The following is a 17,833-nucleotide window of genomic DNA, read 5'->3' on the forward strand; positions in this document are numbered from 1 at the left end:
CGGACAGTCGGTGAGGAAGGCTTATCCGAATTAGAGCATTCGCGTGGGTGGTTTTGGCCCACGATTTGGCGTCCCTGCACCGGCTGCCTGCCGGCTCCATCAGGTGGTCCGGCGACTCCGCTGGGGCTGCAACGCTTATTTTCCAAGCGCTCAAATCTTGACGCAAATATCGCGTGGCCAAAGCGGGCGGCGCGGGACATGCCGCGGCCGTTATCAACGCTAATGCGAAGTTCTGACGGAAGCCACGACCGGGTGAGCCAGCCTCGCTCACTTACGCCGAAGCTGGAGCGTCGCCTACACCGCGGCGCGCACCCGTTCCCAGGCATTCATGAGGTGCCGACCGAGAACTTCGGAAAGCCTTGCCTTGTCGCGGGCTTCGAGCGCGACGATCATCTCCTCATGCTCGGCAACGGCCGCTGCCCATTTTTCGGGCCCCTCGTGGCCGATGAAGCGAATGCGCTTCAGCCGCGTCTGCAAGATCGCATGCATATCCGCCAAGGCGGCGTTTGCCGCCAGTTGGGCGATGGCCGAATGGATCTGCTGATTGAGCTTGTAATACTGCAGCCGGTCACCGGCCTTGTAGCGCGAGACCATTTCGTCGTGGAGCGCGCGCACTTCGGCGATGCCGGCGTCGCTGGCGGCTTCACAGGCGAGCTTGCCGGCAAGCTCTTCCAGCGTCTGCAAGACCGTCAGCATGTCACGCACGTCCTTGGCGCTGAAACGCTTGACGACGGCGCCGCGGCTCGGAACGAGCTCCACCAGTCCTTCGCTCGCCAGATACTTGATGGCTTCGCGCAGCGGCGTGCGTGAGACGCCGAGCTGCTCGCCGAGTTGACCTTCATGCAGACGCGTGCCGGGCGAGAGATCACCCTCGATGATCATGTCGCGCAGATGCGTGACCAGCGTGTCGTGCAGCGCAGTGCGTCGGATCGGGCCGGGGCCGCCCTCGGGGCGTTTCTCCAGAGAGGTAATTTCGTTCATCGTTTCGCTTCTGCATCTGGCGACTGAAGTGTCGGCCGTCTGTTCCCGTTCGCGCCAATTGAATCAGCGCTGTCTCATTAAAGCATGGAGACGGCCCCCGATATCGTCAACAGAAAATGCTGCATACAGAATACAAAAGACTTGATGCAGAATTTTGAATAACGTATGACGGCTCTCGAAAGAATGAAGTGGAGGACATCTCTCATGACGACCAACGGTGTAGCCGCTAACGGCGCGCGTCCTGTCATCGCGCTCGCTATGGGCGATCCGGCCGGCATCAGCCCGGAGCTCACGGCAAAGCTGCTGGCGCTTTCCGATATTCGTGAGGCTGCCCACATCATCACGATCGGCGATCGTCGTATCCTCGATGAAGGCGCCCGCATTGCCGGCGTCACGCTCGACCTTGCATCCTCGACCCTGGAGGACCTCGACGCTGTCGGGACCGAGCGCCACGTGTTCGTCGACCTTGGCCATCTCGATCCGGCCGACGTCGTTCGCGGCGAGGCGACGCTTGCGGGCGGCAACTTTGCGACCCGCAACTTTCGCGTAGCGCTCGAGCTGGCGCATGCCGGCAAGGCGGAAGCAGTCTGCTTCACGCCCTTCAACAAGAAGGCGATGCGCTTTGCCTATCCGGGCTACGACGACGAGATCCGTTTCGTCTCCGACGTTCTCAACTTCACGGGCAAGGTCCGGGAATTCAACGTTCTCGAGAAGGTCTGGAACGCCCGCGTCACCTCGCACATTCCGATCAAGGAAGTGGCCGACAACCTGTCGGTCGAGGCGATCCTTGCCGAGCTCGAGCTGACCCAGAGCTGCCTCAAGGAAGCCGGTTACAGCGAGGCGAAGATTGCTGTTGCCGGGCTCAACCCGCACGCCGGAGACGGCGGCAGCTTCGGCATGGAAGAGATCGACATCATCGAGCCGGCCGTCGAAAAGGCCAAGGCGCGCGGCTTCAACGTCGACGGCCCGTTCCCGGCGGACACAGTCTTCGGCCGCGCCCTGAAGGAAGGCTACAACGCCGTAATGACCATGTACCACGACCAGGGCCAGATCGCGATGAAGCTGATCGGCTTCGACAAGGGCGTGACGATGATGGGCGGCCTGCCGTTCCCGCTCTGCACGCCGGCCCACGGCACGGCCTACGACATCGCCGGCAAGGGGATTGCCGACGTCGGCGCCAGCCGCGAAGCGCTGCTTCTGGCAGTGCGCATGGCGAAGAAAAAGGCGGCTCTCAAGGCTGCTGCCTGATTTCGCACGCTTTCAAGCAATAACGGCGCAGGAGGAGGTCTTGCGCCGCAGAACCACAAAAACGGGAGGACCCGCATGAAGAATACCGTCTCCATCGCATGCATCATGGCAGCCGTTTTCGGCGTTGCTGCTCCGGCCGCCGCTTTCGAGCCCGATCGTCCGGTTGAATTCGTCGTCACCGCCGGCCCCGGCGGCGGCACCGATATCTTCGCCCGCACGATCCAGGCGATCATCGGAAAGTACGAGCTGATGAAGGCTCCGGTCGTGGTCACCAACAAGGGCAGCGCCGGCGGCGCCGAAGGCTTCGTCTACACGGCGACCAACAAGGGCGACGCCTACAAGCTGGCATTCGGCACCAACAACGCCTACCTGCTGCCGGTCCGCGCCAAGGTTCCCTACAAGGCTGAAGACCTGACGCCGGTTGCGGCGCTTGCTTCCGACGAGTTCGTTCTCTGGGTCAACGGCAAGGCCTCCTACAACACCGCTGCCGACTTTGCCGCCAAGGCGAAGGAAGGCGGCCTCAAGATCGGCGGCAGCCAGTCGAAGGACGTCGACCAGATCCTGACCTCGATGATCAACGAGACGACCGGCTCGACGATCAACTACATCCCGTTCAAGAGCGGCGGCGAAGCGGCCGTTCAGCTCGCCGGCGAGCACCTCGATGCCAACGTCAACAACCCGAGCGAAAACCTTGGCCAGTGGCAGGCCGGAATGGTCAAGCCGCTTTGCGTCTTCAAGAGCGTCCAGCTTTCGAACGAAACCAAGGTTGCCGGCGACAAGGCCTGGAGCGACATCCCCACTTGCAAGGAATCGGGCATCGCCATCGACAACTACTCCATGCCGCGCACCGTCTGGCTGCCGGCCGGCGTTGACCAGGATGTGGTCAAGTTCTATGCGGACCTGATGCGTAAGGTTTCGGAAACGCCGGAATGGGCGAAGTACCTGGCCGACACGTCGCAGTCGCCCGCCTACATCGCCGGCGACGACTTCAAGGCCGCCATCGAAATGGATGGCGCTGCTGTCGGCGAAGTGCTGAAGCGCGAAGGTTGGCTCGCCAACTAACAGGCGACGATCGGGACGGGTGCCATCCGGCGCCCGTCATTCGCTTTGAAAGGTCACGATCATGAGCCAGAACGGTGCGAATGGGGTCTCCCGCTTCGCGGTTGAGCTTGGTGTTGCCGCACTGACCGGCGCCTTCGGTGCTGCGGTCTGCTACGGATCTCTCGATATCGGCGCGGGCTGGACGGAATTCGGTCCCGAAGCCGGCTATTTTCCCTTCTATGTCGGGCTTCTGATCCTTCTCGGAAGCGTCGCCAATGCGATCCACGCCTTCGTGAAACATCGCGGGTCCGGTGAAATCTTCATCGACGGTCACCGCGCCAAGGTGGTGGCATCGTTCCTGCTGCCGCTGGTTGTCTTTGCCGGCGTATCCGCCTGGCTCGGCCTTTATGTCGGGACGGCGCTCTATATCGCCGGAACCATGCTCTTCCAGGGGCGCTACAAATGGTGGATCGCGCTGCCGTCGGGCATCGCTGTTTCGCTGTTTTTCTTCATCGTATTCGAGTTCGGTTTCAAGGTTCCCCTGCTCAAGGGACCGATCGAGGCCTGGTTCGGGATCTATTGATCCCGACCGCTCAAGGGCATGTCGCGTAAGCGCGCACAGCGGTCTCGCGCTAACGACAAGCAAAAAAAATCAAAGACTTAAAGCGCGGGGAGCGACAAGGATCGTGACGTGCTTTAAGCCCCGGGAGGAATGACATGGAAAATATCGGTCTTCTGATCGATGGCTTCGGCCACATCCTCAGCTGGAACCATATCCTGCTGATGATGATCGGCGTCACGCTCGGCATTCTGGTCGGCGTGTTGCCCGGCCTTGGCGCGCCGAACGGCGTTTCGCTGCTCTTGCCGCTGACTTTCTCGATGGACCCGATCTCCGCCATCATCCTGCTCTCCTGCATGTACTGGGGGGCGCTCTTCGGCGGATCGACCACATCGATCCTGTTCAACATTCCCGGCGAACCCTCGTCGGTGGCGACCACGTTCGACGGCTATCCGATGGCGAAAGCCGGGCAGGCGAGCCGAGCGCTGACGCTCGCCTTCGTATCCGCCGGCATCGGCGCGCTGGCCGGCGTCGTGATGATCACACTGCTTTCCGGCTGGGTCGCGAACTTCGCACTGCGTTTCTCGTCGCCGGAATACTTCGCGGTCTACTTCCTTGCGTTTGCAAGTTTCATCTCGATGGGCGCGCAATCGCCCTTCAAGACGCTCGTCTCGATGATGCTCGGCTTCGCGCTTGCTTCCGTCGGCATGGACACGATCTCCGGCGACCTGCGCCTGACCTTCGATATCCCGACGCTGATCAAGGGCGTCAGCTTCCTGATCGCGGTCATGGGGCTCTTCGGCATCGGTGAACTGCTGCTGACGACGGAAGAGGGTCTGCGCTTCGAAGGCATCAAGGCGCGCGTCAAGCTCGTCGAGATCGGTCGCACGCTGGTCGAGATCCCGCGCTACTGGTTCACGATCCTGCGCTCGACGATCATCGGCATCTGGATGGGCATCACGCCCGCTGGCCCGACCGCGGCTTCCTTCATGAGCTACGGCGTTGCCCGTCGCTCGGCCCGCGACAAGTCGAAGTTCGGCAAAGGCGACCCGCGCGGCGTCGTCGCACCCGAGACCGCCGACCACTCGGCCGGCACCTCGGCGCTGCTGCCGATGCTGGCGCTCGGCGTTCCCGGCTCGGCAACGGCGGCCGTCATGATGGGCGGCCTGATGATCTGGGGCCTGACCCCCGGCCCGATGCTTTTTACCGAGCGGCCGGACTTCGTCTGGGGCCTGATCGCGTCCATGTATCTCGGCAACGTCGTCGCCGTCTTCCTGGTGATCGCCACCGTGCCGCTCTACGCCTCGATCCTGCGCGTGCCTTTTGCGATCATCGGCCCGATCATCGTCGCCGTCATCTTCTCCGGCGCCTATCAGGTGGCAAACTCGGTCTCCGACATCTTCATGGTCATCGGCTTTGGCGTACTCGGCTACGTCTTCAAGAAGCTCGACTACCCGCTTGCGCCGCTGGTTCTGGCCATGGTGCTCGGCGACAAGGCTGAGGACGCCTTCCGCCAGTCGATGCTTCTTTCCGGCGGCACCCTGAACATCTTCTGGTCAAACCCGCTGGTTTCCTCTCTGATGGCGCTTGCTCTTGCCCTACTGCTGTCGCCGCTTGTCTTCGGGCTGGTCGGCCTGGTCCGCAAGCGCAAGCAAGATGCGGCCACGCCGCATGGCGACGGCAGCGCGGCGGCTTGACGGAGCCGCCGCACCTCAAAACAAGCGCATCGGAAAAGCGCGTCGCGGTCTGCTTATAGGCTGCGTCGCAAAATAAGTGAGGAAAACCATGGCGAACCCATCGCGCAAATGGACCCGTGAAACCTGGCCGATCGCGGCCGCGATGATCCAGTATCCGAACGTGCTAGCAGACGGCAGCTCCGTGCAGGATCAGTCGGTCGAGCAATGGGCCGAGACACTCGCCGATGTCGTCGACGCCGGCTTCACCGAGCTCGACCCGACCGACAGCTGGATCCGGCTCGCCGACCTCCCGGCCGCGCGGCGCGATAACTTCGTCAAGCTGACGCGTGACCTTGGCCTTTCCATGCCGGCGATCTCGACTTCGCGGCGTAGCGTCATTGATCCGGAGCATGGCGACGAATATCTCGCCTACGGACATCGGGTCATCGACACGGCTGCGGCCATCGGCGCCGGCTCCGTTTCCTTCGGCTTCTTCGGGCCTTTGACCGACGCGCAGAAGAAAGCGCTCTGGTTCTGGACCGTCGACGGCGTCAAGAACCCGGAAGACCCCGCGCTCTGGAGACAAGCGGTTCAGCGCATCCGCGAACTTGGTCGCCATGCCGAGGAACTCGGGATCGAGCTGGCGCTCGAGATGTACGAGGACACCTATATCGGCTCGGCCGACAGCGCCGTGCGCTTCGTTACCGATGTCGGCCTGCCGAACGTCGGCATCAATGCCGATCTCGGCAATCTCGTGCGCCTTCACCGCCCGGTCGAGCACTGGCAGCCGATGATGGCCAAGGTTGCACCCTTCGCCAAATACTGGCACGTCAAGAATTACTACCGCACCGAGGATGAGACCTCGGGGCTGGTGGTCACCCATCCGGCGCCGCTGGAATTCGGCGTTATCAACTATCGGGCGGCGATCCGTATGGCCTTGGCGCATGGCTTCGACAGCCCGTTTCTCTGCGAGCATTACGGTGGCGACGGGCTCTCCGTCAGCGCCGCCAACCGGGACTATCTGAGGCGCATTCTGCCTCGCGACTAAGGGAAGAGACGCGATGACCACAATCTTTGACGCACCGGAAGAATTTGCGACGACCGCGCTTGCCGGATTCAGCTCGATCTACGCGCGCAACGTCCGTCTCGTGAAGGGCGGCGTCGTGCGCTCGACCAAAGTGCCGAAGGGCAAGGTCGCCGTCGTCGTCGGCGGCGGCTCCGGCCACTACCCGGCCTTTGCCGGCTATGTTGGCCCGGGCATGGCGGATGCGGCCGTGGCCGGTGACGTCTTCGCCTCACCTTCGACTGCCGCAGTTGCCCGCGTCTGCCGGGTGGCTGATCAGGGCGGCGGCGTGCTGCTTGGCTTCGGCAACTATGCCGGCGACGTCTTGAACTTCGGCGTTGCCGCCGAGCGGCTGCGCGCCGAAGGCATCGACGTGCGGATCGTGCCGGTGACGGACGACGTGGCGAGCGCCTCTGCCGAAACCCCGGCCAAGCGCCGCGGCATCGCCGGCGACCTCGTGGTCTTCAAGGTTGCTGGAGCCGCAGCGGAAGCGGGCCTCAATCTCGACGAAGTTGAGCGCGTCACCCGTCTTGCCAACGACCGCACCGTCTCCTTCGGTGTGGCTTTCGGCGGCTGCACGCTTCCGGGCGCCAAGGGTCCGCTCTTCACCGTTCCAAAGGGCGAGATGGCCCTTGGTCTCGGCATCCACGGCGAGCCGGGTATCCGCGAAGAAAAGATGGTTTCGGCAACTGAGTTCGCGAAGCTGCTCGTCGGCAAACTGCTCGCCGAGCGGCCGGCGGATGTGCGCAAGGTCGCACCGCTTCTGAACGGCCTCGGCTCGACCAAGTATGAAGAACTCTTCGTGCTTTGGGTTGCGATCGAAAAGGAACTGAAGGCGGCTGGCCTGGAGATCGTCGATCCGGAATGCGGCGAATTCGTCACCAGCCTCGACATGCAGGGCTGCTCGCTGACGCTGATGTGGCTGAACGACGAGCTCGAGACCTACTGGCGCGCGGCTTGCGATGCGCCGGCCCTGCGCAAGGGAGCGATCATCGCCACCGAGCCCGCGACGGACACGCTCAAGGATGACGAGGACGCCATTTCCTTCGCAGCCGCTTCCGAGACCTCCCGTCAGAGCGGCGCGTGCATTGCGCGGCTGATCGGCGAAATGGCCGAGGCGCTGAAGCAGGCGGAAGACGAACTCGGTCGCATCGACGCCTTTGCCGGCGACGGCGACCACGGACAGGGCATGCGCCGCGGTTCGGCCGCGGCCAACGATGCCGCGAAGGCGGCGGTTGCAGCGGGTGCAGGCGCCGCCAGCGTTCTGGCGGTGGCGGGCGATGCCTGGGCGGACCGGGCCGGCGGCACGTCGGGCGCGATCTGGGGCCTGCTGTTGCGCGCCTGGAGCAATGCCTTCAACGATGATGCAGCCCCGACCGATGCCGCGATTGTCGACGGTGCCCGCCGTGCACTCGATGGCGTGACCCGCCTCGGCCGCGCCCGTGTCGGCGACAAGACCCTTGTCGATGCATTGGTGCCTTTCGTCGAGACCCTGGAGCGCGAGTTTGCCGCCGGAAAGCCGTTGATCGAGGCATGGCAGGCGGCGGCAAAGGCTGCGACCGAAGCGGCCGAAGCCACTTCGAGCCTGACGCCGAAGCTCGGCCGGGCACGGCCGCTTGCGGAAAAGAGCATCGGTCATCCGGACGCCGGCGCCGTTTCTCTGGCGCTGACGGCACGCGTTGCCGCCGGTGTCCTGGCGCAGGCCGCAAAGGCCTAAGAAACGATATCTCCTCCGATCGGGCGGCGCCGTCGCCCGATCGGAACCTCCCCCCGTGTAACCGCTGCATTGCCCCGCGCCAATCGGCGCCGCCGTCACACGCTGCCGCGCAAATCAGCTCCGCGGAATGCCCGGCCCCGGCCTTTCCGTGGCTTTTTCAACACAATCTGCAGTCATTGTTGGGGAAACCCGACCAATTTTATCGTCTGCTAAAAGCTTGCCACGGAATTGCCCGATCGCGGGCTATGGCTTTGGTTTCCTGCAGCGTGCGCTATGTGCTTGAGTTCGTGTGCCGCCGGTCAAATGACAATCATTTCTGACGTTCCGAGAAGGAGACAAGAATGAAAAAGAGTTTTGCCGTAAAGGTGTCCGCAGCGTCTCTGGTTCTCGCGGGCGCGATCGCCGCAAACGCAGCCGATCTCGCGACAGTTCAACCGCAGCCCGAGCCCGACACAAGCAACGGCGTCAAGATTGGTTACCTCGATTGCAACATCGCTGGCGGTGTCGGCTATGTGCTCGGCTCGGCCAAGGAAGTCGATTGCGTCTTCCGCTCGACCATGGGTGCTGAAGCCTCCGACCACTATTCCGGCGCCATCCGCAAGATGGGCGTCGATGTCGGCTTCACGACGCAGAGCCGCCTGATTTGGGCCGTGTTCGCACCGACCGCCGGCTACCACCGCGGTTCGCTCGGCGGTCTCTACCAGGGTGCAACGGCGGAAGCGACCGTCGGCGCCGGTATCGGTGCCAACATCCTCGTCGGCGGCACCTCCGGTTCGATCCACCTGCAGACGATCAGCGTGACCGGCCAGATCGGCCTAAACCTCGCGGCCACCGGCACGTCGATGACGCTGACGGCCGTCAACTAACGTCGTTTGGGCGGCCCGTTGCACCTCCCACAACGGGGCGTCAAAAGACCGGGTAAGACGCAAAGGCACCGCGCGCTGGAGACGGCGCGCGGTGCCTTTGTTTTTTGGCCTGTTGCCATTGGCCGATTCGCGTTTAAGGAATGCGGCCAGGAATCGTGCGCCGACAGCGCGAACTTCGAGGGGTTGGATTGAACAAAAGCCTTTGCCTGGGCGTCGTTGCCCTTTGCCTTGCGTCTGGGCCGCGGTTCGCCTCTGCCGAATGGCAGCCGGTCGAAAAGGAAGCGCTCTACACAATCACCGGGCAGACGGGTGCCGAGCTCTACGCCTCGATCGGCGAACGGGGTCCGAAAGCCGGAATCGGCAGGGCGATCGCACACACCAACTTCAAGCTGACTTGGACGCGAAAATATGAAGAGCAAGGCGGTGCCTGCGTGCTGGCGGTGGCAAAGCCGAAACTGATCATCACCTACACCCTGCCGAAACCGGCAAGGCCGCTGCCTTCAGGCACGCGCGAAAACTGGGACATCTTCATCGACGGCGTGCGCAAGCACGAACTCGTGCACGGCGATTTCATCAAGGAGATGGTCCGCGCGATCGAGCAGGCGACGCTGGGCCTCACTGTTCCCGACGATCCGAAGTGCCGCAAGATCAGGACCGTCATGACCGAGCGCCTCGGCGCGCTCTCGCAGACGCAGCGCCAGCGCAGCCGCGACTTCGACCAGGTCGAGTTGACCGATGGCGGCAATATTCACCAGTTGATTCTGAAGTTGGTCAACGGGCCGTAACCGCCTCGTTCTCAGCTCGGAAAGGCGCCGAACCTCTGCCCGGCGCCGTATCACTCACGCATAACGCACCAAAAACTCTTCGGCCGTCAGCTCGCGGAAATCGTCGAGCGCGCGGCGCAGGCGCTGGTGGTCCCAGTCCCACCACGAGAGCGCGTCCATCCGCTCGCCGACGCCCTCGTTGAAACGGGCGCGGATGAGCTTGGCGGGCACGCCGCCGACGATGGTGTAGGGCTCGACGTTCTTCGAGACGACTGCGCCGGCGCCGATAACAGCACCGTTGCCGACAGTGACGCCCGGCAGGATGGTGGCGCCGTGGCCGATCCACACATCATGGCCGATCGTCACCCGGTTCGAGCGCCGCCAGGCGAAAAGGTCGTGGTCGAGTTCGGTATCGTCCCAATAGTTCGGCGCGCGATAGGTGAAGTGATGCAGCGTCGCCCGCCAGGTCGGGTGGTTGGTGGCGTTGATGCGCACGGCGGCTGCGATGTTGACGAACTTGCCGATCGTTGCGCACCAGATCGAGCCGTCCTGCATGATGTAGGAGTAGTCGCCGAACTCGACCTCGTCGAGCCTTGAGCGCTCCTGCACTTCGGTGTAGCGGCCGAGCGTCGAATTGTTGACGCTCGCCGTCGGGTGGATAAAGGGCTCCAGCCCGAGCTTCTGGCTCATGCGGCAGCCTTTCGCGGCGAGAAGGCCGAGACGTCGAGAATGCGATCGGCAACGGCGTCGCGCACTTCCTCGTCGTGGAAAATGCCGATCAGCGCGGTGCCCTTGGCCTTTTTCTCGGCGATCAGTTCGACGACAACCGCCCGGTTCTTCGCGTCGAGCGACGCGGTCGGCTCGTCGAGCAACAGGATCTTGTGGTCGGTGATGAAGCCGCGGGCGATGTTGACGCGTTGCTGTTCGCCGCCGGAGAAGGTCGCCGGTGGCAGGCTCCAGAGTTCGCGCGGCAGGTTCAGCTTGTTCAACAGTTCGGCCGCATGGGTGCGGGCCTCTTCGAGCGGCATGCCGCGGGCCTGTAGCGGCTCGGCGACGATGTCGAGGGAGGAGACGCGCGGCACCACCCGCAGGAACTGGCTGACATAGCCGAGCGTCGTGCGCCGGACTTCGAGCACCGTGCGCGGCTCGGCCGTTGCCAGATTGACCAGCTTGCCGTCGTGATCCATCAGGATCTGGCCTTCGTCGACGCCGTAATTGCCGTAGAGCATTTTCAGGATCGAGCTCTTGCCGACGCCGGAGGGGCCGCCGAGAACGACGCATTCGCCGGCCTTCACCGAGAAGGAGACGTTGGCGACGACCGGCCGGCGGATACCGTCACGCAGATGCATGGTGAAGCCTTTTGCGACTTCGGAAACAACAAGGGGCGTGGCCATGGTTTACACCTGCAGGATCGAGGAGACGAGGAGCTGGGTATAGGGCTCGCGCGGATCGTCGAGCACGCGGTCGGTCAGCCCCTGTTCGATGACCGCGCCATCCTTCATCACCATCATGCGGTGTGAAAGAAGGCGGGCGACGGCGAGATCGTGGGTGACGATGATGGCGGCAAGCCCGAGGTCATGCACGAGGCCGCGCACGAGATCGAGCAGGCGCGCCTGAACCGAGACGTCGAGGCCGCCGGTCGGCTCGTCCATGAAGACGAGGCGCGGGGAGGTGACGAGGTTGCGGGCGATCTGGAGGCGCTGACGCATGCCGCCCGAAAAGGCGCGCGGCTGGTCGTCGATGCGGTCGATGCCGATTTCCACCCGCTCCAGCCAGTCTCTGGCGGTGGCGCGGATGTTGCCGTAGTGGCGATCGCCGACGGCCATCAACCGCTCGCCGACATTGGCGCCGGCAGACACGGTCATGCGCAGGCCGTCGGCCGGGTTCTGGTGCACGAAGCCCCAGTCGGTACGCATCAGGAAGCGGCGCTCGGCTTCGCCCATGCGGGCGAGGTCACGGTACTGACCGTCGCGCATGTGGTACTCGACGATGCCGGAGGTCGGCATCAGACGGGTCGAGAGGCACGACAGAAGTGTCGTCTTGCCCGAGCCGGATTCGCCGACGATGGCGAGCACTTCGCCCGCATAGAGCTCGAAGGAAACGTTGCGGCAGCCGATGCGGCTTCCGTAGAACTTCGAGACGTCGTTCACTTTCAAAAGCGGGAGCGTACTCATTCTGCGGCTTCCTTTCGGGCAAGCATGTGACCTGCATGGCCGCAGGCGCGGCGGTCTTCGCAATGATCGGTATCGGAGCAGACGAACATGCGTCCGCCCTTGTCGTCGAGGATCACCTCGTCGAGATAGACGTCCTCGGCGCCGCAGAGCGCGCAGGGCTTGTCGAAGCTCTGGATCTCGAAGGGATGGTCGTCGAAATCGAGGCTGACGACTTCGGTATAGGGCGGGACAGCGTAGATCCGCTTTTCGCGACCGGCGCCGAAGAGCTGCAGCGCTTCCGACATATGCATCTTCGGATTGTCGAACTTAGGCGTCGGCGACGGGTCCATCACGTAACGTCCCTCGACCTTGACCGGATAGGCGTAGGTCGTGGCGATATGGCCGTTGCGGGCGATGTCCTCGTAGAGCTTCACATGCATCAGCCCGTATTCCTCGAGCGCATGCATCTTCCGCGTCTCGGTCTCGCGCGGCTCGAGGAAGCGCAAGGGTTCCGGGATCGGCACCTGGTAGACGAGCGTCTGTCCCTCCGAGAGTTTTTCCTCCGGAATGCGGTGGCGCGTCTGGATGATCGTCGCGTCTTTCGTCCGGGTGGTGACGGCAACGTCGGCGACCTTCTGGAAAAAGGCGCGGATGGAAACCGCGTTGGTTGTGTCGTCCGCGCCCTGGTCGATGACCTTCAAGACGTCCTGCGGACCGAGGATCGAGGCGGTGACCTGCACGCCGCCGGTGCCCCAGCCGTAGGGCATCGGCATTTCGCGTGACGCAAATGGAACCTGGTAGCCGGGAATGGCGATCGCCTTCAGGATCGCGCGGCGGATCATGCGCTTGGTTTGTTCGTCCAGATAGGCGAAATTATAGGTAGCAAGGTCGTTCATCGCTGATTACCCTTGAGTGTGTCGACCGCTGATGAGGCCAGGATTTGAGCGAGATTTTCGTCTGGGTGATTGGGATCTTCGTGCTGTGTTCGGCGGTTGCCGGCCTGTTCGGCATTGCCCGCCGGCCGCAGCGCGGGCCGGACAGCAGGGCGCGTAAGAACGACGGAGGTGGCGACGCCGGTGGTGTCTATGCCGGTGACGGCGGCGGTTGTGGTGGCGGGGATGGCGGCGGCGATTGAACCGCTAGGGCTGGCGGCATGTCGCATCATTCTGCCGCCTCCCGTTGTACCTTCGGTGTTTCACCTGAATTCGCGGCCTCGTAATCGCGGCGCATGCGGCGCACGAGATCGAGTTCGGCCTGGAAGTCGACATAGTGCGGCAGCTTCAGGTGCTCGACGAAGCCGGTAGCCTGAACGTTGTCTGCATGCGAGATGACAAATTCCTGATCCTGGGCGGGTGCGACGATGTCCTCGCTGAACTCGTCAGTGCGCAGTGCCCGGTCGACCAGCGACATCGACATCGCTTTGCGTTCACTCTGGCCAAAGACGAGGCCGTAACCGCGGGTGAATTGCGGCGGCTGCTTGGCCGAGCCCATGAACTGGTTGACCATCTGGCATTCAGTGACGCGGATCGCGCCGAGTGAGACGGCAAAGCCGAGTTCCGGCAGATCGAGTTCGACTTCCACTTCTCCGATGCGGACTTCGCCGACGAATGGGTGGGTGCGGCCGTAGCCGCGCTGGGTGGAGTAGGCGAGCGCCAAAAGGAAGCCTTCGTCGCCGCGGGCAAGCGCCTGCAGTCGCAGGTCCCGGGCCATCGGAAACTCCATCGGCTCGCGGGTAAGGTCGCCCATGACATGGCCCTCGGGCATCTGGCCATCACCCTCGATCAGGCCTTCGCCGTCGAGAATGTCGGAGACGCGCATCACATGCTCACCGGGCTCCTTGACTGCCGGTTCTTCGACCGCTTCGTCGGCGATCAGTGATGGGTCGAGCAGGCGGTGGGTGTAATCGAAGGTCGGGCCCAGAAGCTGTCCACCGGGCAGATCCTTGTAGGTCGCCGACACGCGGCGCTCGACCTTCATGTTGGCGGTATCGACCGGCTCGGAGTAGCCGAAGCGCGGCAACGTCGTGCGATAGGCGCGCAGGATGAAGATCGCCTCGATCATGTCGCCGCGCGCCTGGCGGACGGCAAGGGCTGCGAGCGCACGGTCATAAAGCGAGGCTTCCGCCATCACTCTATCGACCGCAAGGCCGAGCTGCTCGACTACCTGGTCGATAGTGATGGAGGGAAGGCTACGGTCGCCACGGCGGCGATCGGCGAGAAGGCGGTGGGCATTGGCAATGGCGGCTTCCCCGCCCTTGACGGCTACATACATGGCTCACGCCTCCTTGAGCGAAAGACGGGTGGTGCGCGGCAGGCAGACGAGCTTGTCGCCGGCCGTCAGCACGAGATCGACGCCGCGCGGAAAGATCGCGCGATTGGCGGTCCAGAATTCGAGGAAGACGTCCGGCAGCCCCTTCACCGCAATCTCCGTCACGTCCTTGATGCCGGGGCCTTTGGCGGTCAGCGCAGGGCCGCCGCTCAGCGCTTCGACTTCGATGACGAGTGTCGTCGAGCGATCCGGATATTCCTGCGTGCCAAGCGAGAACTGGTCGAAGCCGGGGAAGGCCGCGCCCTTTTCGATGAAGGCGAAGCGCGCGTCGGTCTTGCTGGTGGTGAGCGGAGCACCGGTGTGGAAAGCGATCCACTGCGGAACGGCCGATTTGGAAAGTGCCGGCGTCAGCCAGACGGGCGTGTCATGGTCGCACAAAGTCAGCGCTACGGCGCCTGCGGCGGTAGCGAGCGGAGCCGGAGGCGTGCTCGTCGCTTCGAGGCGCTTGATCGTACCCGGACGGGCAAAGCCGTCCATCAGGTCGCGGAAGACGGACTGAGCGGCAAAGACTGGATCGGCAAAGGCGCCGGCGTAAATCTGCGATTGGCTGGCCATCAGTCGTCTCCCCGAACCATGGTGAAAAAGTCCACGCGGGTGGCCGCGGTTTCTTCCGCCTTGCGGCGTTCTTCCTGGGCAAGCCGGTCGGCCACGCGGCCAAGCAGGGCCTCGACCCTAGCCCTGTCGCCGTCACGCTGGGCAAGGGCGTCGAAGATGGCGGCAAGCCGGGCGCGTTCCTTGTCGGTTCCGAGCAACTGCCCGTGGCCGATTTCGCCGGTCGAAAGGCGGACGGTGGCGCGCGACACCGTAGCCTCGCCGAGATTGAAGGGATCGCCGCCGCCGCCGATGCGGCCGCGCACCATGACGAGGCCGGTCTCGGGGCCTCGGACCGGGTGAACCTCGGGCTGGTCTGCGAGCGCTTTCCAGGCGTCCTTGAGTTCGGCGAGCGTTGCCTGGGCGAGCAACCGCATGGCCTCCTTGCGCGCCGGGTCCGGCGGGCTTTCCTGCTTCACTTTCGCGTCCATCATTTTCACCTCAAATGTCTATTGATCTAGACAACTATACATCTTATACTTTTTCATAACGTCGGCAAATGACAGGCTTGTGACATGCCAATGCGAAAAGACACGGCAGCGCGAAAAGTGGTGGAGCGCCAGACCGGCGTCGCTCTCTGGCGGCAGATTGCCGACCGGATCCGCCTGGCAATCAGCAATGGCGACTATGACGCGACCGGCATGGTGCCACCGGAAACGGTGCTTGCGGGCGAGTTCGGCGTCAACCGGCACACGGTCAGAAGCGCGCTGGCGGCGCTGGCCGAAGAAGGGCTGGTGCGTCCCGTCCAAGGGCGCGGCACAATGATCGAGCGCAAGGAGCGGGTGAGTTATCCGATTTCAAAGCGCACGCGCTTCTCGCAAGGTCTTGGCCACCAGGTGAAGGAAATTGGCTCGCGGCTGCTCGGCCACACGGAATTGCCGGCAAGGGGCGAAGTGGCGAGCGCGCTTGCCATCAGGCCCGGTGATCCGGTGATCGAACTCAGAACCGTCAGCAGCGGCGATGGTCGACCGCTCTCGGTTTCCTCGAGCTACTATCCGGCGCATCGCTTCCCGCGCATGGCCGAAGAATTCGAACAGCTGCACTCCGTCACCAAGGCCTTCGCAGCCCACGGTCTGGATGATTATGTACGCGCCTCAACGGAGATCGTCGCCCGGCACGCTGACGCCGACGAGCTTGCGATGCTGAAGCTCTCGCCGGGCGCAATCGTGCTCGAAGCCCAGTCGATCAACGCCGATCTCGACGGCAAGCCGATCGAATATTCCCGTAGCCGCTTTGCCGCTGACCGGATGAAGCTGCGGATCGAGACTTGAGGCCGTCAGGCCGCCTCTGCCGGTCGCGATGACGTCTCGCTCAACCAGAAGCGTTCCGATCCCTGTCAGGAAATAAGGCAAAGGCCGTATTTCCGACGCGTTTTTGCCGCATGACCGGAGCCTGCATCAGGACCGCGCATTCGGGAATTCTCTAAGGGGGAGAATGGCAATGGCGACGTGGCGACCCGATCCTTCCTTCTATCCATCACCGCGCATGGCGGCCAAGGCTCCAAAGGAGACGCTCGCCTACGTGGCGGCTTTCGATCCGGACCGAAGAAGGCCGGACGCGATCGCCGTCGTCGATGTGGATCCGGCGTCGCAAAGCTATTCGCAGATCGTCGGGCAGGTCGAGATGCCGAATGTCGGGGACGAGTTGCACCATTTCGGCTGGAACGCGTGCTCCTCGTGCCTGTGTCCCAACGCACCGCATCCACATGTCGAGCGTCGCTACCTGGTGGTGCCGGGCCTGCGCTCCTCCCGTCTCCATATCATCGACACCAAGCCGGACCCCCGCAATCCGAAGATCGTGCGGGTGATCGAGCCCGCGGAAATCGCCGAGAAGGCGAATTATTCGCGGTTGCACACAACCCATTGCGGACCTGAAGGCATTTACGTCAACGCGCTTGCGGATCGAGACGGCAAGGCGCCCGGCGGCATTTTCCTGCTCGACCATCAGAGCTTCGATGTGCTCGGACAGTGGGAAATGGACCGTGGGCCGCAGAAGCTCGCCTATGATTTCTGGTGGCACCTCGGCCACGACACGATGATCACCAGCGAATGGGGCACGCCCGATACTTTCGAGAACGGGCTGGTGCCGGAGGTGCTGCTTGGCTCGAAATACGGCCGCCGCCTGCATTTCTGGGACCTGCACAAACGCAAGCACGTGCAGGAGATCGACTTCGGCGAGGAACACCAGCTCGTTTTCGAACTGCGCCCGGCCCACGATCCGACCAAGGCCTACGGCTTCGTCGGCTGCGTCATCAGCCTCAAGGACCTCTCGGCGTCGATCTGGACCTGGTATCGCGACGGCGACCGATGGGCCGTGAAGAAGGTGATCGAGATTCCGGCAGAACCGGCCGATCCGGATCTGTTGCCACCGGTGCTGAAAGGCTTCAGCGCGGTCGCTCCGCTCGTCACCGACATCGACCTGTCGATGGACGATCGCTTCCTTTACGTTTCCTGCTGGGGCACCGGCGACATGATGCAGTACGACGTGTCCGACCCCTTCGCACCGAAGGAAACGGGGCGGGTCAGGATCGGCGGCATCGTTTCGCGTGCGAGCCATCCGAAGGCGAAGAACGGTGCGCTCAACGGTGGGCCGCAGATGGTGGAAATCAGCCGCGACGGCAAGCGGGTCTATTTCACCAACTCGCTCTATGGCGCCATCGACCCGCAGTTCTATCCCGAAGGCATCGACGGTTGGATGGTCAAGCTCGATGTCGCCGATGGTGGCGGGATCGCCTTCGACGAAAACTTCTTCGTCGACTGGCCAAAGGGTCATCGACCGCATCAGGTTCGTCTCGAAGGCGGCGACTGCTCGTCCGATTCCTATTGTTATCCGTGAGGAGGGAGCCG

Annotated in this window: 19 protein-coding genes; 11 read left to right on the top strand and 8 right to left on the bottom strand. The window is 63.4% G+C overall.

What is annotated here, in order from left to right:
- Positions 1-294: 294 nt before the first annotated feature.
- Complete coding sequence (locus IB262_RS31295; protein ID WP_034800075.1) at positions 295-981, bottom strand: GntR family transcriptional regulator; 687 nt, start codon at positions 979-981, stop codon at positions 295-297.
- Between the two features lie 204 nt (positions 982-1,185).
- On the opposite strand from IB262_RS31295, the gene IB262_RS31300 reads away from it, so the two are divergent.
- The 8 genes from IB262_RS31300 to IB262_RS31335 all read left to right on the top strand — a co-directional run bounded on the left by IB262_RS31300 (position 1,186) and on the right by IB262_RS31335 (position 9,936).
- Positions 1,186-2,229: a 4-hydroxythreonine-4-phosphate dehydrogenase PdxA gene (locus tag IB262_RS31300; protein ID WP_192494217.1), complete on the top strand. Its 1,044-nt coding sequence runs from the start codon at positions 1,186-1,188 to the stop codon at positions 2,227-2,229.
- 75 nt (positions 2,230-2,304) lie between these two features.
- Positions 2,305-3,291, top strand: a complete 987-nt coding sequence (locus IB262_RS31305) for a tripartite tricarboxylate transporter substrate binding protein (RefSeq protein WP_192445745.1) — start codon at positions 2,305-2,307, stop codon at positions 3,289-3,291.
- A gap of 61 nt (positions 3,292-3,352) precedes the next feature.
- Complete coding sequence (locus tag IB262_RS31310) at positions 3,353-3,853, top strand: tripartite tricarboxylate transporter TctB family protein (protein ID WP_060644769.1); 501 nt, start codon at positions 3,353-3,355, stop codon at positions 3,851-3,853.
- Between the two features lie 134 nt (positions 3,854-3,987).
- The gene (locus IB262_RS31315; protein WP_034800081.1) at positions 3,988-5,526 is read left to right on the top strand and encodes a tripartite tricarboxylate transporter permease; all 1,539 of its coding nucleotides are present in this window, start codon (positions 3,988-3,990) and stop codon (positions 5,524-5,526) included.
- 88 nt (positions 5,527-5,614) lie between these two features.
- Entirely contained in the window at positions 5,615-6,553 is a 939-nt protein-coding gene (locus tag IB262_RS31320) for a sugar phosphate isomerase/epimerase family protein (RefSeq protein WP_192494218.1), read from the top strand.
- A 13-nt stretch (positions 6,554-6,566) separates the two neighbouring features.
- The gene (locus IB262_RS31325) at positions 6,567-8,285 is read left to right on the top strand and encodes a dihydroxyacetone kinase family protein (RefSeq protein ID WP_060520519.1); all 1,719 of its coding nucleotides are present in this window, start codon (positions 6,567-6,569) and stop codon (positions 8,283-8,285) included.
- Between the two features lie 341 nt (positions 8,286-8,626).
- Positions 8,627-9,151 (top strand): DUF992 domain-containing protein, encoded by a 525-nt coding sequence (locus IB262_RS31330; protein WP_034800084.1) that lies wholly within the window; start codon positions 8,627-8,629, stop codon positions 9,149-9,151.
- A 188-nt stretch (positions 9,152-9,339) separates the two neighbouring features.
- The gene (locus IB262_RS31335) at positions 9,340-9,936 is read left to right on the top strand and encodes a DUF922 domain-containing Zn-dependent protease (protein ID WP_226020769.1); all 597 of its coding nucleotides are present in this window, start codon (positions 9,340-9,342) and stop codon (positions 9,934-9,936) included.
- Between the two features lie 54 nt (positions 9,937-9,990).
- On the opposite strand, the gene IB262_RS31340 is transcribed toward IB262_RS31335, so the two are convergent.
- From IB262_RS31340 to IB262_RS31355, 4 genes are read right to left on the bottom strand one after another with little or no spacing between them, the layout of a single operon-like run.
- Complete coding sequence (locus tag IB262_RS31340; protein ID WP_090301699.1) at positions 9,991-10,605, bottom strand: DapH/DapD/GlmU-related protein; 615 nt, start codon at positions 10,603-10,605, stop codon at positions 9,991-9,993.
- Positions 10,602-11,309, bottom strand: coding sequence for a phosphonate C-P lyase system protein PhnL (gene phnL, locus IB262_RS31345; RefSeq protein WP_192494219.1), 708 nt, complete (start codon positions 11,307-11,309; stop codon positions 10,602-10,604). The genes IB262_RS31340 and phnL overlap by 4 nt, the downstream gene beginning before the upstream one ends.
- Positions 11,310-11,312: 3 nt before the next feature.
- Positions 11,313-12,089 carry a phosphonate C-P lyase system protein PhnK gene (gene phnK, locus IB262_RS31350; protein WP_034800088.1) on the bottom strand — a complete coding sequence of 259 codons (777 nt, stop codon included), beginning with the start codon at positions 12,087-12,089 and terminating at the stop codon, positions 11,313-11,315.
- Positions 12,086-12,964, bottom strand: a complete 879-nt coding sequence (locus tag IB262_RS31355; RefSeq protein WP_034800089.1) for an alpha-D-ribose 1-methylphosphonate 5-phosphate C-P-lyase PhnJ — start codon at positions 12,962-12,964, stop codon at positions 12,086-12,088. Before IB262_RS31355 ends, phnK begins: the two co-directional genes overlap by 4 nt.
- Positions 12,965-13,008: 44 nt before the next feature.
- Here IB262_RS31355 and IB262_RS31360 point away from each other — a divergent pair, with 44 nt between their 5' ends.
- Positions 13,009-13,203 carry a hypothetical protein gene (locus IB262_RS31360; protein WP_192494220.1) on the top strand — a complete coding sequence of 65 codons (195 nt, stop codon included), beginning with the start codon at positions 13,009-13,011 and terminating at the stop codon, positions 13,201-13,203.
- A 26-nt stretch (positions 13,204-13,229) separates the two neighbouring features.
- Here the strand turns inward: IB262_RS31360 and IB262_RS31365 are convergent, their stop codons facing one another.
- Genes IB262_RS31365 through phnG form a run of 3 tightly spaced genes read right to left on the bottom strand, consistent with a single transcriptional unit; the run spans position 13,230 to position 15,418 of the window.
- Positions 13,230-14,339, bottom strand: coding sequence for a carbon-phosphorus lyase complex subunit PhnI (locus IB262_RS31365; RefSeq protein ID WP_060529560.1), 1,110 nt, complete (start codon positions 14,337-14,339; stop codon positions 13,230-13,232).
- Positions 14,340-14,342: 3 nt separating this feature from the next.
- Positions 14,343-14,951 carry a phosphonate C-P lyase system protein PhnH gene (gene phnH / locus IB262_RS31370; RefSeq protein WP_060529561.1) on the bottom strand — a complete coding sequence of 203 codons (609 nt, stop codon included), beginning with the start codon at positions 14,949-14,951 and terminating at the stop codon, positions 14,343-14,345.
- A complete protein-coding gene (gene phnG / locus IB262_RS31375; RefSeq protein ID WP_089046012.1) occupies positions 14,951-15,418 on the bottom strand; it encodes a phosphonate C-P lyase system protein PhnG in 468 nt (155 codons plus the stop codon). Before phnG ends, phnH begins: the two co-directional genes overlap by 1 nt.
- A gap of 90 nt (positions 15,419-15,508) precedes the next feature.
- On the opposite strand from phnG, the gene phnF reads away from it, so the two are divergent.
- The gene (gene phnF, locus IB262_RS31380) at positions 15,509-16,258 is read left to right on the top strand and encodes a phosphonate metabolism transcriptional regulator PhnF (protein WP_029742729.1); all 750 of its coding nucleotides are present in this window, start codon (positions 15,509-15,511) and stop codon (positions 16,256-16,258) included.
- Between the two features lie 169 nt (positions 16,259-16,427).
- Entirely contained in the window at positions 16,428-17,822 is a 1,395-nt protein-coding gene (locus IB262_RS31385; RefSeq protein ID WP_192494221.1) for a selenium-binding family protein, read from the top strand.
- The last annotated feature ends 11 nt before the right edge of the window (positions 17,823-17,833 follow it).

It is taken from the genome of Ensifer sp. ENS02, assembly GCF_014851885.1.
Taxonomy (GTDB): Bacteria; Pseudomonadota; Alphaproteobacteria; order Rhizobiales; family Rhizobiaceae; genus Ensifer; species Ensifer adhaerens.